The sequence below is a fragment of the Gemmata palustris genome (genome assembly GCF_017939745.1).
Classification (GTDB): domain Bacteria; phylum Planctomycetota; class Planctomycetia; order Gemmatales; family Gemmataceae; genus Gemmata; species Gemmata palustris.
Map to the genome: position 1 here is coordinate 1495697 of NZ_JAGKQQ010000001.1, position 14944 is coordinate 1510640.

The following is a 14944-nucleotide window of genomic DNA, read 5'->3' on the forward strand; positions in this document are numbered from 1 at the left end:
TTCAACACAGTAACCCACATCCAATCGGTTCACCGGTCGCGCCCCAACCTTGGGGCGCGACGCGACGAGATCATTCCTATGCGATACGTACTGACCCTACTGCTGCTCCCGTTCGGCTACTGTGCCCTCGGGGCCGACGACGCGGCACGCACCTCCGAACGCATCGACGCCCGGATCGACGAGAAGCTGGCGAAGGCGAAAGTCGAGCCGGCGCCGGCCGCGGGCGACGCGGAGTTCTTCCGCCGGCTGTGTCTCGATCTCAACGGGCGCATCCCGCCGCTGTCGCTCGTGCGCGACTTCCTCGACGACGACCGCCCCGACAAGCGCCAGCTCTGGGCGCAGGAACTGATTGAGGGCGATTTCGGCGACCGCTACGCGGCGCACTTCGCGAACTACTGGCGCGCCGTGTTGCTCGCGCAAGCGAACGCACAGGTCGCACGCCCCGGGCGGCTCGAAGACTACCTCCGCAAGCAGTTCCGGGCGAACGCCCCTTACGACAAGCTCGTTCGCGACCTGCTCACGAGCGCGGACGCATCCGACTACTTCTCGGCCTACGAGAACAAGCCCGAGAACGTCGCCGGGAGCACCTCGCGCGTGTTCCTGGGGGTGCGGCTGGAGTGCGCCCAGTGCCACGCCGACCGCAGCGGCGGAACCTGGAGCCGCGAACAGTTCTGGCAGTTCGCGGCGTTCTTCTCGCGCCTGCCCGGTGCGCGCGCCGACCAGCCCGCGCCCAAAGGCCCACCGCAAATCAAGCTGCCTGAGAAAGAGGAGTACATCACCGCCGAGTTCCTCGACGGCCGCGCACTGAACTGGAAGGAGGGCGCGGACCCGCGCACGGTGCTCGCGGAGTGGACCACGCGGGTGGACAATAAGTGGTTCGCGCGGGCCGCGGTCAACCGCATGTGGGGTTACTTCTTCGGTACCGGGCTCGTCGACCCTGTCGACGGATTGGGCGTGGCCGACAACCTCCCGAGCCACCCCGAACTACTGGACGAGCTGAGCCGTGCGTTTGCCGAACACAAATTCGATCTGAAGTTCCTCGCCCGCGCCATCACCGGAACGAAGGCGTACCAGCGCACGAGCCGGCAGACGCACGCGGCGCAGGCCGACCCGCGGTTGTTCGCCCGGATGCCGGTGCGCGGGCTGAGCGGCGAGCAGCTCTACGACAGCTTGACCGAGGCCACCGGGTACGCGCCGCCGACCGAGAACACGAGTGACGCCCTGCTCATTGCGGCAACGCCCCGGGCCAAGTTCCTCGCGAAGTTTCAGACACAGCCCGACCAGCCCATCGACGCGGCCACGTCCATTCAACAGGCGCTCTACCTCATGAACGGCAAGTACACCACCACGGCCACGAGCCTGGAGAAAAGCCCGACCCTCCGCGTGATCGCCACCGGTCCCGGGTCGGTCGCGGAGCAGGTCGAACAACTGTTCTTGGTGACGCTGTCGCGCAAGCCCACCGCGCCCGAGTTGAAGCGCGTGACCGAGTTCGTTGGTTCCGACCGACCGGCACCGGACCGACAAACCGCGCTCGCGGACGTGTTCTGGGCGCTGCTCAACAGCACCGAGTTCGCGGTGAATCATTAGTTCGGTGCCCGACGGCGTAGGAAAGAAACTTGGCAGTGCAGTCCGCGAGCGGAACGAGCGCTTGTGTCCGTGGCACAGGCCTCTGGCCTGTGGAGGCGCTCACACAGGCCAGAGGCCTGTGCCACCAGACCAAAAGGCCGAACACGCTGATCCCACAAGACGACCGAGTCCGAACCGCGCCCATATGTGAATCGCGCTAACTACGGAGTTCCCATGCGACCCATCGACCGCCGTTACTTCCTTCGCGCCGGCGCGCTGAGCGTCGGGACCAGCATGTCCGGCTGGTTGGCGCCGCTCGCTACCGCCGCCGCAAAGGAACCGGCACGCAAGCGCGCGTGCATTCTGTTGTGGATGAACGGCGGGCCGAGCACCATCGACCTCTGGGATCTGAAGCCGGGTCACGACAACGGCGGGCCGTTCAAGGAGATCGGCACCGCGGCACCCGGGGTGAAGATCAGCGAGCACCTGCCGAAGATCGCGGCCCGCATGAAGCACGTGGCGCTCGTGCGCTCGATGACCAGTAAAGAAGGCGACCACGGGCTGGCCACGTACCTCGCGCACACCGGGTACTCGTCGCGCGGGCCGATCCGCTACCCGTCGCTCGGCTCGGTGGTGGCCAAGGAACTCGGGGCGGACGACGCGGCGCTACCGAATTTCGTGAGCGTCGCGCCGTTCCGGGCGTTCAGCCCGGCCGCCCACGAGCCGGGGTTCCTCGGCCCGCGTTACGCGCCGCTCGCGGTGGGCGAATCGAGGCCACTCGCCCCCCAACAGGGCGGTGCGAACCAGGCAATGGAGGTCGAAGACCTCGCGCTACCCGGCGGGATCGCCGCGGACCGGTTCGACGCGCGCTGGAAGCTGGCGGCCGAACTCCAGCACGAGTTCGCCGCGGAGCGCCCCGACCCCGCGGCCAAGAGCCACCACACGGCCTACGACCGCGCCGCGAAACTCATGCGCTCTACCGCCGCGAAAGCGCTCAAGCTCGACGACGAACCGGCCAAACTCCGCGACGCCTATGGGCGCGACGTCTTCGGCCAGGGGTGCCTGCTCGCCCGGCGGCTCGTCGAGAGCGGCGTGCCGTTCGTGGAAGTGGCGCTCGGCGGCGCGGGCGGGGTGGGCTGGGACACGCACACGGACAATTTTGATCGCGTCAAGCAACTGAGCCAGACGCTCGACGCCGGATGGTCGGCGCTGATGGACGATTTGAAGGAGAAGGGGCTTCTCGATACGACCACAATTGTTTGGATGGGCGAGTTCGGGCGCACACCGAAGATCAACGGCAGCAAGGGCCGCGACCACTTCCCCTATGCGTGGTCCGCGGCGCTGGCGGGCGGGGGGATCAGTGGGGGCCAGGCGCTCGGCAAAACGAGCACGGACGGCACCGCGGTCGAGGAGCGCCCGGTGACTGTGCCGAACTTCCTCGCGACCGTGTGCAAGGCCCTCGGCATCGACCCGCAAACGCAGAACGTATCGAACACCGGGCGCCCCATCCCGGTCGTCGATTCCGCCGCCAAACCGGTTGCAGAATTACTCGGTTAATTGCTGCCACGCCTCGTTACGAGCGCCACTTGGGGAGGGCCGACACCCGAATCGCGTGCCCACACCAACTGTACCCGGCCGCGAAAGCACGGCACTCTCGTGACCGGGTCGCCAGTAAAGCCCCCAATGTGGTTTGATCCCTGTACCTCATGAGCCTACTCTTAAACAAACGGTGTCCCGAAGCCCGACAGTTCCCGGTGCCTGCCCCTCGAGATCAGCGCACGGAAGGACCCGCGGGTCCGGTCACCCGGCCCAGGTCGCGCCGACCTTCACCTCGACCTCGACGGGGACCGGGTCAATGAGCGGGGCCATCCCGTCCACCATCGCGCCCCGCACCCACGCCGCGACGTCGCTCTGCTGGGGCGCGCCGCACTCGACCACGATCTCGTCGTGCACGAGGAGCACCGGGAACGCGCCCGGGCACGCGGACCGGCGTTCCCACAACAGGGCCAGGGCGCGCTTGAGCCCGTCGGCCCCGGTGCCCTGCACGGGCGTGTTCAGCTTCTCCGTGAACGCACTCACCCCGACGCGCCGGCGCCCGCCCCGGGTGCGCGTCTCGATGGTCCCGTTGGGCACGCCCCGGTGCCACGCGCGCAACCCCGGGTACGTGCGGAAGAACGTGTCCCGGTGCCGCCCCGCCTCGGCCTCGGTCAGCGCCACCCCGAAGTTCGAGGCCGCATACGCCGCCAGTGCCCGTGCCCCCATGCCGTAGAGGAGCCCGAAGTTCAGCGATTTCGAGAGCTGCCGGTCGTCTTTCGTGACGTCGGTTTTCCCGAGCACGGCCCGGGCCGTGGTGGTGTGCAGGTCCTCGCCCGCGCGGTACGCGTCGAGCATGCGCCGGTCGCCCGTGATCCGTGCCGCGATGCGGAGCTCGATCTGGGAGTAGTCGGCTTTCACGAGCACGCGCCCGGGCGGTGCCGCGAAGCACCGGCGGTACCGCGGGTCCCGCGGGAGCTGCTGCAAATTGGGCTCCTTGCAACTCATGCGCCCGGACGCCCCGGCCCCGATCTGCTTCCAGGTGGCGTACACGCGCGCGTCGGGTGCCACGTGCCGGAGCCACTCGCGCCCGTACGATCCGGACAGTTTGGCCGCGGCCCGGTACGCCCGCAGGACCGGTGCGATCGGGTGGTCCAGGGCCGCGAGCGCGTCGTCACCGGTGGAGCTCAGGGTGATCCCGAGCCGGGCGAAGGCGTCCGTAACTTCATCGACCGAGTTCCAGTTCGTGACCCCGAACAGGTTCCCGGCGTTGGGCGCGAGCGCATCGAGCCGGTCCCGCAGGTCCCGAACCCGGGCTTCGGCGCCATCGGCCGCGGCTTCCCAGGCCGTGCGATCGAACCCGACCCCGTGCGTTGCGGCCCACGCGACCGCGGGCAGCGCGCCCATTTCGGTATCGGCCGTGTTCGTGAGATCCGACCGCGCGAGTTCGTCGGTGAGCTTGTCCCAGAGGGCGAGCGGGACCTCGGCGTCCCGGGCCGCGTATTCCCGGTGCGAGCCGGTGAGCGCCCCGGACCAATCGGCCGTTTGGAGTTCTTTGTCGAGGGTGATGCCCAGGTGCCGGTGCGCGAGTTCCTTGAGCGAATGCCCGATCGCGCGGTTCCCGGCGTGGAGCACCTGACTCGCGAGCATCGTGTCGCGCACGCGCCCGGGCACGAACCCGAGGCGCATCAGGAACGGGAGATCGAACCCCAAGTTCTGGCCGACAATTTCGGTGCCGGCGAGGGCCGCGAACACCGGGGCGAGTGCGGCGCCGGGCTCGGGGAACGCGAACAGGTCGACGAGGAACGTGCCGGCGGGTGTCGCGAGGGAAATTAATCGGACCCGGTCCCGAGCGTGCGACAGGCCCGTGGTTTCGAGGTCCAGACCGACCCGGACCCCGGCCCCGCGCAGCGCGTGCTAGAGTTCGGCCAGCCGGGCCGGGTCGTTGATTACAACGTGCACCGGTCCCGAACCCGTCGGACCCGAATTTTCCGCCCTAAAATGCCGAATATTCGACGCCCGTCCCTCGGACGGCAGATCAGCATTAGGGACCGGTTCGGGGGCCGTTCGGTTGCGGACGTGTGAACCGGCGTCCGGGACCGGTCGCGTGAGGTGCGCGAGCAGGGCCGGCTTGTGTGCGCGGATCCGGTCCCGGATCGCGGCGCCGAGTGGCGCGCGGGACCGGACCCGAAGGGCCGCGCCCTCGGGGATCAGCACGATGCCCCGTTCGGCGAGCCACCGGACCAGTGCGGGTGCGTCGGGAACGGTCATACCACGTCTCCGGGGTGGGCAGATTTGGCAAGGAACCGGGTCATCGCGTGCGAGAGCGGCCCCTCGACCGCGAACGCCCCGAACTCCCAAACGAGCGCGGGCCATTCGCCGGACAGGAGCCCGTGGCGCCGGAAGTACGGGTGCATCCACACCCACTGGAGGGCCCACCCGTGGTCCCGGAGCCGGAAGCACGCGGCCCCGACGCACGGGACCCGGAACGTCCCGCTCGCGCCCACGGCCTCGGGGTGGGGCCAGAGGAACGCGACGTGGTCCGGATCGTCCTCCTCCCCGTCGTACCCGTACTGGAGCGCGTACCCCATCTCGCGCCGGCAGTACTCGGCGAGCCGGTACACGGCCCGGCGGTGGCTCCGCGGGGACCGGGCGGTAACGCGCCGGGCCGACGGAAGGTAGGCCCCGCGAATGAGCGGGGCGACGATGTCGACCGCGTCGGGGCGGATCGCCAGTGGCGTACTCATAGAACTTCCTCGAACGGGTACTCGTCCGTACCGGGTGAATCGGGCTCGGGAGCTTTTTGGGCACGGACAAAATCATTCTGTCCGGGGTTGGCCGTGTCGGGTTGATCGCCGAGAAACTCAGCGGTTCGGGCATTTTTGTCCATATTGTCCATGCCCCGATGGGGGCCTTCGTTTTCCGCGGTCGGTGCGGGCCCGGGGGGACAAGTCGTGGGCGCGGCGGGAGGGGGCGGTTGCAAGATCCCCCCAGGAGGGGCATGGACAATATGGACAAAAATGCCCGAAGTGCTTGAATTCGCGGTCCCGGGCCCGTCATGGCCAACCCCGGACAGAATGATTTTGTCCGTGCCCAAAAAGCTCCCGCCGGGTGCGCCCGGGGCCGCCGATCTCGCCGCGCCCCCGGGGGCGGAGCGGTCCCAGAGCGGGTTCAGGGCGAACGCCTCGCTCGGGCGCCCGCGCTCGGCCCCCGGGGCCTCGAGCGCACGCACGTACCCGTGGGCCGCGAGCTCCTTGAGCGGCCCGTCCAGGTGCCCGGCCCGGCGGAACGCGGACTGGCCCCGGACCTTGCGGTGCAACTCGCGCTTGGTGAACCGGTCCCCGGCCCAGGCGGCCAGTGCCGGGACCAGGAGCCGGGCCGCCTGGGTCTCGGGGGCCCCGACCCCCAGGCAGCGCCGCCCCTGGGCCTCGAAGTACCACACGATGCGCACCGCGCGCGCCACGCTCGGTTCCCCGACCGGGGCCTCCGTCGGCCGCCCCGCGCACACCGCGTCCAGACAGTGGAACAGGGCCGCGAACCGGACCGCGTAGTGCTTGAGTTTGGACAGGACGCCCCGGTACGCGTCCCCGGGCGCGAGCGCGTTGGCCCGGGCCGCGACGTCGCGGGTGAACGCCTGCCACGCGCTCCGGGCGGCCCCGTCGAACCGCGCGTAGTACGGGCGCCAGGTCCCGGCCGGTGCGCCCTCGACCGGCACGAGCTCCAGGGCCAGCAGGGCCTCGAGCACCTCGGCGTACCCGCGGGCCAGGGGCTCGGGGACCGTCGCCCAGGACTCCTCGGCTGCCGCGTGCGGGGCCGGGAAGCTGAGGAGGAACCGGTCCGCCCACCCGTCGTTGGCCGCGCCCCCGCGCCGGAGCTCCTCGCGGAGCTCGCCGATGCTGTCCGGGCACAGCATCCCGCCCACCGCGGTGAACGGGTCCGACACGACCAGTGGGCCCTCGTCGTGGGTCCCGGCCCGGTTGTTCTTGCACGTGCCGCGCCCGTTCCACCCGGACAGCCAGAACGTCTTGTCCGCGCCCCGGCCGCCCTGGCGGTACTGGTTCAGCTGGCGCGTGAACGCGGTGAGCTCGTCCATGAGCACCGCGGTCCCGCGCGGGTTGTCGCGGAGCACCCGGCGCGCGGCCTCGGTGGTCGTGTCGTCGAGCACCGATTGGCGCAGGGCCGGTTTGGGTGGCTTGGTCGGGGGCTCCCCCTCGGGGGCCTTCTTCCAGTCCTTGAGGGCCAGTTCGTACCGGGCGTGCTCGGCCTCGAACGCGGCCCGGGCGCTCTCGTGGTCGGCGCGCCAGCGGGCCTCGGCGGCATCGAGCGGGGCCCGGGCCCGGGCGAGCGCCGGGGACTTGGCGGACCCGGGCGGGGCGACCACGGCGATCCAGAACAGGGGGCTTTCGGCGTACCCGGGCTTGACCTCGGCGGCCCGGGCGCGCCCGATCGCGGCCCCGAGAACGACGAGCCCGGGACACGCGACGTAGTCAACGGGCACGTGAAGGGCCGCGGCCGCCGCGGCCCAGTACTCGGTCACCGGAGCGGGGAATAGTTCGATCGGGAACGGGGGCGCGGCCTCGGGCTCGGGGAGCAGAACCGGTGGCTCCCACACCGGGCCCGGGGATGGCGCCCCGGGCGTTGCCCCGGCGCCCGGGGCGGGCGGGTCGGAGACCCCGAGCCACTCCTTGACCCGGGCGACTACTTGGTCTGCGGTGGCCCCGTCGAGTGCCGGGTCGAGCATCGCGCGGAGCGCCGGGAGCCCGGTCATGGACTTGCCGTTCTTGAGGCGCTTGCGCGCGTCGGCCACCGCTCCCGCGCCCTCCCCGTCGGTGATCTTGGCGACCTTGTCGGGGTCGTTGCGGGCCGCGAACACGGCCGTCATGAACGCGACGGCCCGGGCGTCGCTCTCGCACCCGGCGCGGACGAGCAGGTTGGCGAGGAGCAGGACCAGGGCGTGGCGCTCGTTCGGTTTGGCGTACCGGGCCACCAGGACCGCGGCCCCGACGTGGCGCACCGCGGCACGGAGTTCCGCACCCGGGACCGGGGCTGGCTCTCCGTCCCGGGTCCACTCGAGGGTGACCCCGCTGAAGTGCAGGCTGGGAGGGAACACGGTCTGCAGGTGCTTGTGCCGCTGTTCGGTGTCGTCCCACTCGGGCCAGCGCAGTTCGACAATGGTGGCCCGGTCCCCGGTGAGCACCGGGTCCTGGAGCTTGGCGAACGCGGCGCCACCATCGGGAACGGTGTAGAGCGCGTGGGTCGTGTGCCCGTTCCGCCCGAACGCGGCGCGCGTGGCGGGGAGCAGGTACGGTCCCGCGGCGACCGCTTCGCCACAGTCGAGGTCCACGTCGGTCAGATTGCCCGAGACCGGGCCCAGCTTGATCCCGAGATTACGCCCGGCGAAGTGCGCGGGTGCGGCACTGCCGTCGGGCCAGAACCGTGCGTCCGGGTGCTTGCCGGGTTTGGCGCAATCGGCCTTCCCGCACGAGCACGTGCCCGCGTCGGGGTCGGGCCGGTGTACCGGGACCGTGAACCACCCGCGCGCCCGGTACCGCTCGACGGCTTCGGTGATCGCGCTCATCGCTCACCCCCTTCCGCACCGAACAGGGGCGCGAGATCGGCGCACGACCAGCACCGAATACCGCCGTGACCGACCAGCGCGATCGCCCACGGGCACCAGATCCGCACGAGCGCCGGGTCGACGCCCAGCTCCTTCAGGTCCAGTTCGCTCACGTAATCTTCGGACACGGGTGCGCTCCTCCACGCGCGCACGGTCCCCGGGCCCGCCAACGGCAGGTCGGTTCCGCACGGCACGTCGAATCGGTGGTTAGGCGGTTACGGTTTCGGTCCGCGGGTGCGAACCCGGTTCGGGTTCATGTGTGACGCGCTCGACGCGGAAGCTGCCGGGGCCGAACTCGCGGGTCATGAACCCGAGGAACAGGCGGTTCAGGTCCCGTCCTACCGCGGTGCCCGCGTCGATCACCACGACACGTTTCTTGGGGTCGAACGCGTGTCCCGCGTCGAGCCGGGTTTGGGCCTCGCCGTGGAGCGCTTCGGCCCCGAGGATCGAGAGGATCAGGGTAGCCTCGACCTCGGCGGCCGGGATCTCGGATTGGAAGTGGTACCGGTACGCGTCACTCGACATCGCTCGTCCTCGCAGTGGCGGCCTTCCCCTGAAGAACTACCCCGGGCGCGCGCCGAGTGTCCGCGCGGGGCGCACAAAATAGTTCCAGCCCGGCCCCCGCGAACGCCGCGCGCAGGGACCCGAGGCGCCGGTACAGGGCCGTTCGGGATAATCCCAGGTGGCGCGCCGCGGCGGCCACGGGCCGGGTCTTGAGGGCCTCGGCCACGCGCCGGAGCGGCCCCGGCAGAGTCGCCAGCACGGCCGCGACGTCCAGGGACAGGGCGCGCGTGTGCTCGGCCCGTGGGCCGGATCCCGGGGCCGCGGGCTCGTCCGGGCCGTTGGGGCACCGGGCGGCCCGGAGCAGCGCGTCGAGGGACCGGGGCGCGTGTCGGGTGCGCCGCACCCGGGTGCGGAACGCGGTGGCCGCGGCGTGCCCCACGAGCATGCGCACGAACGCCCCGTGGTCCGGTTGGCGGTTCGGGTCGAAATGTTCGAGCCGGGACCACACGTGCAGCGCGAGGTCCTGTTCGAGGTCCGGTACGTCGGTGGGCGGGAGCCGGAACCGGTGCGCGAGTTGTCGGGCCTTGACGCGAATCAGGGCGCGCGTGGCGTCGTCGAGGGCGTGCTGGTGGGGGGGCTGGGGATCGGGATGCACAGTGTGTCCGGGGATCGGACCCGCCGCATCCTGTACGCGGCGTATGGCCCCCGGCGGAGTTGCACGAAACCGCAAACGAAAATCGGCGGTGCGCCCAAGTGGTTGCACCGCCGAGAGATGGAGTGAGGTAGAGACGTGTTGCCGTTGCACGAAATCACTGCAACTGCAACGCGCTATTCGCTCGGGCCGGCCGAGATCGGTCCCTGAAACGCCATCACGGCGTCCAGATCGGCCGCCATGTCCCAGTACAGGTTCAGCTCTCGCGCGTCGGGATCATTAAAGCACCGGGTCACCTCGGGTTTGGACAACTCGACGGATCTCCCGAGTTGGGCCTTGGTCGGGCGCGGGAGCAGCGCCGGTTCCTTGGAAAGGCGGAGCGTCGCGAACGCGTGGCTCCGGGCCCGGCGCAGGAACTCGATCACTTCTGCGGTGAGTCGAGAGATCTTCTCGACCCGGCTCGCCCGTTTGGGGGGCGCCTTTTTCCGGACCGGTTCCGCGGCCGAGTCGACCACGTGCCCCTCGACCCGTTCCGTGTCAAAAGTGATTCCCTCGGGACCGAGCGCCGCGACCGAGTTCAGAGCCACGACCGGGTTCTCGGTCGCGCGGCCCCACGCGTGCGCCGCGCCCTCGGTCGGGAACAACAGGACGGCTCTGGGGTGGGTCGCGAGCGCCGCGGCGATCCGGGCCCGGGTCCCGTCGTACACGCACCGCACGAAGTACGCTTCGCGCCGGCGCCGGGCCCAGTTCGCGCTCCCCAGGTGCCACGCGTGGCCCGGCACCACTTCGGTGACGGGGCCGTGAATGCGCCCGGCCGCGCGGACCGCGCCGAGGACCGCACCGAGGTCGATGCGCCACTGCCGGAGTGCGTCCGGGTCGATGCGCACGGGTCCGCACGCGGGGCACGGGATGTACGCGTCCCGGGCGCCCGTCCGGGCGCTCGTCAGCCACTCGACGCGGCCCACGTACCCGGTCCCGCACTCGCGACACGGGGCGAACCCCGAGGGGGCCGTCGGGCGGAGCAGCCCAAGGGCGAAGACGCGCTCCCGGGCCGCACCGAGTGCGGGGGCCAACTGATCCTCGAAAAACACGGGCGGGTCCCTATCCAGCCGCTGCCACATCGCCGTCAGCATCGATCCCCCATCGGCGCAAGTACTTCTGAACGAGCTCGGCCCGGTTCGGGGGCAGGTTGCGCAGGCTGCAACTGCTCGGACACGCGACGTCGAGCGACACCGCGGGCGGGTCGCTGCCGTCGAGGAACACGAACTCGAGGGTGACCATCGTGAGTTCGAGGTCGGTGAGCGGCACCCGGTCCTGGTTCAGGGCGTCGTCGAGGAGGCTGTGCGTGTCCCGGGGGAACCCCGGGTCCCCGGTGAAGCTCAGCTGGCGCTGCGAGTTCGGGTACCGGAGGCGCATGTGGCGGACCTCGGCGCGCACCCGGTCCGCGGGGTCCGTGTCGAGGTCGAACGCGCGGGGCTTGAGCTGGTCCAGGTGGTACGTCGGGCGCCGGGGCCACCGGGGCAGGTGCTCGACGCCCAGGAACTGTTGGGCGAACAGGGCCTCGACCTTGGGCTTGGTCTTCGACGGGAGCTTGGCGAACGTCTCGAGCGTGCCCTCGCCCGGGTGGAACGCGAAGATGATCGGGAACGTGTGTCGGAACGTCCGGGGGACGAGCTCGCCGTCCCGGGTGTGGGCGGTCACGTTCTGGGCGAAGTCGTCGGGGTGCGCGAACACGTACTCGGTGCCCTTGCGGGTCATGTGTTCGACCGTGCAGTTGCGCCCGCGCCCCTCGGACAGGAGGAGCAGCGCCGAGAGCTCGCGCGCGAACCGGTCGAGGGCCCCGCGCGAGCCGTCGAGCGCGCCCGGGGGCAGGTCCCGGCGCTTGCGCCACCACGTGAGGCGCTCGACCTGGTGGATCCGCATGGCGCGCCCGATCACGTCCGGGTTCGCGACCCACGCGGCCATCGCGTGGTGATAGAGGGTCGCGTCGTCGGGCACGTCGGCCAGGGGCGCCGGGCCGTCGTCGAACTCGGCGGACTCGCGGATCGCGGCGAGCCCGGTGTCGCACGCGAGGTCAAAAACGGTGTGCAGGGCCGCCTCGATCGCGTCGACCTGGGCCGCCTCGAGGCCCTGGACCGCCGCGAGAACGGGGCGCGGGTCGCGCTTCTTGAGCTGGGCCCAGGGGATCGGAAGGTCCGTGTGGCCGAGGCGCTCGAAGAAGCGCCGGAGGAGGTCGTGGGGTACCATCCGGAGCACGGTCGGGATGGAAAACACGCGCGACATGTGGGGCCTCGGGGTGCGGGTCGTGGCGGTCGGGTCGTGTGCTGGGTGTGTACATCAGTTAACAGAACTAATATACACTAAATCCGCCCCGATGCGCGCACAAGGAAAAATCACCCCGATCCGGACGAGCGGCGCAACTTCGCCCACAGCTTGCGCTGCCGGGCCCAGTCGGTGACTGCTGCCAGGGGTTGCAAATCGCGGAGCACGAACGGGTCCCGCCCGCGCGCGACCGGCGGCAGGAACAGGAGCGCCTCCTGAATGTCCGGGGCCAGGAGCGTGAGGTTCATGATCTGGGTCACGCGCGCCCGGGTCACGTGCCCGAGCCGGGCCAGCTCCGCGTAGTCGGTGACCACGGCGTCCCGGATCAGGCCCTCGAACTTCAGGGCCAGGGCCATGAGTCGGGACACGCGCGGCACGCGCCCGGGCTCGGGCGCTCGCGGGGCCGGGCCCAGGCGCAACTCCTGGCGCCCGCCCCGGCCCCGGCGCGCGAAGTGGATCGCCCCCGATACCGTCAGCCTGGTCGATTCGTCGGTGCTCATGCCCGCTTCCCTCGTGGTTGTAGTTCGGTCTCACGCAGTTCGGCACTGAGGGCCTTGATCCCGGTGGGGCGGAACGTGACCGCCACGGTGCCCGCGGCCCCGTCGTAGTCCACCCGTTCGACCAACAGGTCGATGACGCGCCCCTGCTCGCGCGGGGTGAGCGAGCCCCAGACCGGGTCGAACGCGGACAGCGCGCGGGCCGCGTCGTCGTCGCTGACCAGCTGCCCGGTGGCGGTTCGGATGTCGTCGCGGACCCGTTTCACGCGCCCCTCGACGGCCCCGATGCGCTCGTGGAGCTCGGCCAGGCGCGCGACCAGCTCACCGTTGTCGTCCCCGGGGCGCAACTGCGTTGAGAGGCGCCGCACCTCGCCGTGCCACGCGCGCAGGTCCCGTTCGAGCCCGGCGGATTCGGCCCCGAGCGCCGCGACCCGGGCCTCGTCCTGGGACCGGGCCTGCGCGAGCACCTGGTGGAGCAGGGCCGGGTCGCGCCCGACGCCCCGGATGCGCTCGACCACGAACGCTTCGAGGGGGCCGGCCGGAACGGTTTTGGTGGGGCACGTGGCGTGCCCGTTCTTCTGGGCCGAGGAGCACGCGTAATACCGGTAACGGCGGTTCTCCCCGCGCGTGGTGTGGGTCGGGGTCATGGCGGCCCCGCACGGCGTGCAGCGGAGGAGTCCCTTCAACAGCGCCCCGAACTGGTTGCGGACCGGTGCCCCGCCCGTGCGCCCGTTGCGCCGGAGCCGGTCCTGGACCCGCTCGAACACGCCCGGGTCCACGATCGCCGGGTGCTCGCCCGGGTGGACCTCGTCCTTGTACCGCACCTTGCCCGCGTACACCACGTTGGTGAGCAGGTTGTACACGTTCGTGCGGTCGAACGGTTTGCCCCCGCGCTCTGGTCCGCTGCGCGGGCACCAGCGCTTGGCGCGCCAGCCCCGGCGCCCGAGCTCGGCGACCACGGGCAACAGGGACCCGTGCTCGAGGTACAAGGCGAAGATCTGCCGCACGCGCTCGGCCTCGTCGGGATTGACGGCGAGCTTGTACCCGTTCGGGTCGATGTCGTACCCGAGCACCGGGTGCCCCCCGGCCCACTTGCCCTTGCGCCGGGTGGCCGCGATCTTGTCGCGCGTGCGCTCCCCGATGATCTCGCGCTCGAACTGCGCGAAACTCAGGAGCACGTTCAACACGAGCCGGCCCATGCTCGAGGCGGTGTTGAACTGTTGCGTGACCGAAACGAACGCGACGTGGTGGTGCTCGAACGTGTGCATCATCTGGGCGAAGTCGAGCAGCGAGCGACTGAGCCGGTCCACCTTGTACACGACCACGCAGTCCACCTTCCCGTCCGCGATGTCGGCGAGGAGCCGGCGGAGCCCGGGTCGGTCCGTGTTGCCGCCCGTGAACCCGCCGTCGTCGTACCGGGTGCCGAGCACGACCCAGCCCTCGCCGGCCTGCGAGCGGACGAACGCCTCTCCGGCCTCGCGCTGGGCGTCGAGGGAGTTGAACTCCTGCTCGAGCCCCTCCTCGGTGGACTTGCGCGTGTAGAGCGCGCACCGGGTCAGGCGCACCGAGGCGCGGGGATATCCCTTGGGATTGGGAGCGGGGCGCGTCATGCGACACCTGCCTTGTTGAGCTTGAAGAAGTGAAACCCGTTGCAGTGCGAGCCGGTGACGGCCTTGGCCACGGCGCTGAGCGAGGGGAACACGCGCCCGTCGTACTCGAACCCGGTGGCGAGCACCTTCACGTGAACGGTGGCGCCCTTGTACGCGCGGGTGATCACGCTCCCGGGCGGGGGGAGCCGGTCGTCGCTCGCGAACCCGGTCTCGGGGGCGGCGGTTCGCGGGGCCGCGGACTCGGCCCGGTCCCGGGGCGGGATCACCCGCAGGTCCGCGTCCCGGGCCAGTTCCGCGGCCCGTGCCCGGGCCCGTTCCGACAGGTCGCCCTCGGCCAACATCTGGACGCGCCACGCGATCCGGCGCACGAGCCACGTGCGGTTCCCCGTGGTCGTGGGCTCTCCGAACACTTCGGCGTACCGCGCGCGCAGGTCCTTGGGCGTGAGCCGCCGAAGCGCGGCGAGTTCCTTGGCGACGTTGATCTCCACCCGCTATCTCCTCGAAAATCCTGGGAATCTCTGATTCCAGCGGTGTTAACCGCCGGTCCCAGTGACGCTCTTCCGAGGGCTCGCAGCAAGTCCATTCGGGGCCGATTCTGAAGGTTTTTCTGGGGTCAGAGGTGGATCGGTGGACGGCGCGAGGA

The 14944-nt window shown here is 70.7% G+C and carries 14 protein-coding genes; 2 read left to right on the forward strand and 12 right to left on the reverse strand.

Features of this window, described 5'->3' with window-relative positions:
* Positions 1-78: 78 nt before the first annotated feature.
* Positions 79-1587, forward strand: a complete 1509-nt coding sequence (locus tag J8F10_RS06010) for a DUF1553 domain-containing protein (protein WP_210652947.1) — start codon at positions 79-81, stop codon at positions 1585-1587.
* A gap of 213 nt (positions 1588-1800) precedes the next feature.
* Complete coding sequence (locus tag J8F10_RS06015) at positions 1801-3123, forward strand: DUF1501 domain-containing protein (protein ID WP_210652948.1); 1323 nt, start codon at positions 1801-1803, stop codon at positions 3121-3123.
* Positions 3124-3366: 243 nt separating this feature from the next.
* Here J8F10_RS06015 and J8F10_RS06020 read toward each other — a convergent pair whose 3' ends face one another.
* The 12 genes from J8F10_RS06020 to J8F10_RS06075 form a co-directional block, all read right to left on the reverse strand.
* Positions 3367-5010 carry a DNA polymerase gene (locus tag J8F10_RS06020; RefSeq protein WP_315854228.1) on the reverse strand — a complete coding sequence of 548 codons (1644 nt, stop codon included), beginning with the start codon at positions 5008-5010 and terminating at the stop codon, positions 3367-3369.
* Positions 5011-5016: 6 nt separating this feature from the next.
* Positions 5017-5370: a hypothetical protein gene (locus J8F10_RS06025; protein ID WP_210652950.1), complete on the reverse strand. Its 354-nt coding sequence runs from the start codon at positions 5368-5370 to the stop codon at positions 5017-5019.
* Positions 5367-5846 (reverse strand): hypothetical protein, encoded by a 480-nt coding sequence (locus J8F10_RS06030; RefSeq protein WP_210652951.1) that lies wholly within the window; start codon positions 5844-5846, stop codon positions 5367-5369. Before J8F10_RS06030 ends, J8F10_RS06025 begins: the two co-directional genes overlap by 4 nt.
* A complete protein-coding gene (locus J8F10_RS06035) occupies positions 5843-8677 on the reverse strand; it encodes a DUF3987 domain-containing protein (protein WP_210652952.1) in 2835 nt (944 codons plus the stop codon). The genes J8F10_RS06030 and J8F10_RS06035 overlap by 4 nt, the downstream gene beginning before the upstream one ends.
* Entirely contained in the window at positions 8674-8844 is a 171-nt protein-coding gene (locus J8F10_RS06040) for a hypothetical protein (protein WP_210652953.1), read from the reverse strand. The genes J8F10_RS06035 and J8F10_RS06040 overlap by 4 nt, the downstream gene beginning before the upstream one ends.
* Before the next feature lie 79 nt (positions 8845-8923).
* Complete coding sequence (locus tag J8F10_RS06045; RefSeq protein WP_210652954.1) at positions 8924-9241, reverse strand: hypothetical protein; 318 nt, start codon at positions 9239-9241, stop codon at positions 8924-8926.
* Positions 9231-9875, reverse strand: a complete 645-nt coding sequence (locus J8F10_RS06050; protein ID WP_210652955.1) for a sigma-70 family RNA polymerase sigma factor — start codon at positions 9873-9875, stop codon at positions 9231-9233. Before J8F10_RS06050 ends, J8F10_RS06045 begins: the two co-directional genes overlap by 11 nt.
* Positions 9876-10048: 173 nt before the next feature.
* Positions 10049-11005 carry a hypothetical protein gene (locus J8F10_RS06055; protein WP_210652956.1) on the reverse strand — a complete coding sequence of 319 codons (957 nt, stop codon included), beginning with the start codon at positions 11003-11005 and terminating at the stop codon, positions 10049-10051.
* Positions 10974-12155, reverse strand: a complete 1182-nt coding sequence (locus tag J8F10_RS06060; RefSeq protein ID WP_210652957.1) for a hypothetical protein — start codon at positions 12153-12155, stop codon at positions 10974-10976. The genes J8F10_RS06055 and J8F10_RS06060 overlap by 32 nt, the downstream gene beginning before the upstream one ends.
* Positions 12156-12265: 110 nt before the next feature.
* Complete coding sequence (locus tag J8F10_RS06065) at positions 12266-12694, reverse strand: hypothetical protein (protein ID WP_210652958.1); 429 nt, start codon at positions 12692-12694, stop codon at positions 12266-12268.
* Positions 12691-14301, reverse strand: coding sequence for a recombinase family protein (locus tag J8F10_RS06070; RefSeq protein WP_210652959.1), 1611 nt, complete (start codon positions 14299-14301; stop codon positions 12691-12693). The genes J8F10_RS06065 and J8F10_RS06070 overlap by 4 nt, the downstream gene beginning before the upstream one ends.
* A complete protein-coding gene (locus J8F10_RS06075; protein WP_210652960.1) occupies positions 14298-14789 on the reverse strand; it encodes a DUF2924 domain-containing protein in 492 nt (163 codons plus the stop codon). The genes J8F10_RS06070 and J8F10_RS06075 overlap by 4 nt, the downstream gene beginning before the upstream one ends.
* Between the last annotated feature and the right edge of the window lie 155 nt (positions 14790-14944).

Excerpts from the sequence above, each read along its gene's own strand:
- J8F10_RS06025 (WP_210652950.1), bottom strand. The coding sequence starts at position 5,370 with ATGACCGTTCCCGACGCACCCGCACTGGTCCGGTGGCTCGCCGAACGG.
- J8F10_RS06030 (WP_210652951.1), bottom strand. The coding sequence starts at position 5,846 with ATGAGTACGCCACTGGCGATCCGCCCCGACGCGGTCGACATCGTCGCC.
- J8F10_RS06055 (WP_210652956.1), bottom strand. The coding sequence starts at position 11,005 with ATGCTGACGGCGATGTGGCAGCGGCTGGATAGGGACCCGCCCGTGTTT.
- J8F10_RS06065 (WP_210652958.1), bottom strand. The coding sequence starts at position 12,694 with ATGAGCACCGACGAATCGACCAGGCTGACGGTATCGGGGGCGATCCAC.
- J8F10_RS06010 (WP_210652947.1), top strand. The coding sequence starts at position 79 with ATGCGATACGTACTGACCCTACTGCTGCTCCCGTTCGGCTACTGTGCC.
- J8F10_RS06070 (WP_210652959.1), bottom strand. The coding sequence starts at position 14,301 with ATGACGCGCCCCGCTCCCAATCCCAAGGGATATCCCCGCGCCTCGGTG.
- J8F10_RS06060 (WP_210652957.1), bottom strand. The coding sequence starts at position 12,155 with ATGTCGCGCGTGTTTTCCATCCCGACCGTGCTCCGGATGGTACCCCAC.
- J8F10_RS06015 (WP_210652948.1), top strand. The coding sequence starts at position 1,801 with ATGCGACCCATCGACCGCCGTTACTTCCTTCGCGCCGGCGCGCTGAGC.
- J8F10_RS06045 (WP_210652954.1), bottom strand. The coding sequence starts at position 9,241 with ATGTCGAGTGACGCGTACCGGTACCACTTCCAATCCGAGATCCCGGCC.
- J8F10_RS06035 (WP_210652952.1), bottom strand. The coding sequence starts at position 8,677 with ATGAGCGCGATCACCGAAGCCGTCGAGCGGTACCGGGCGCGCGGGTGG.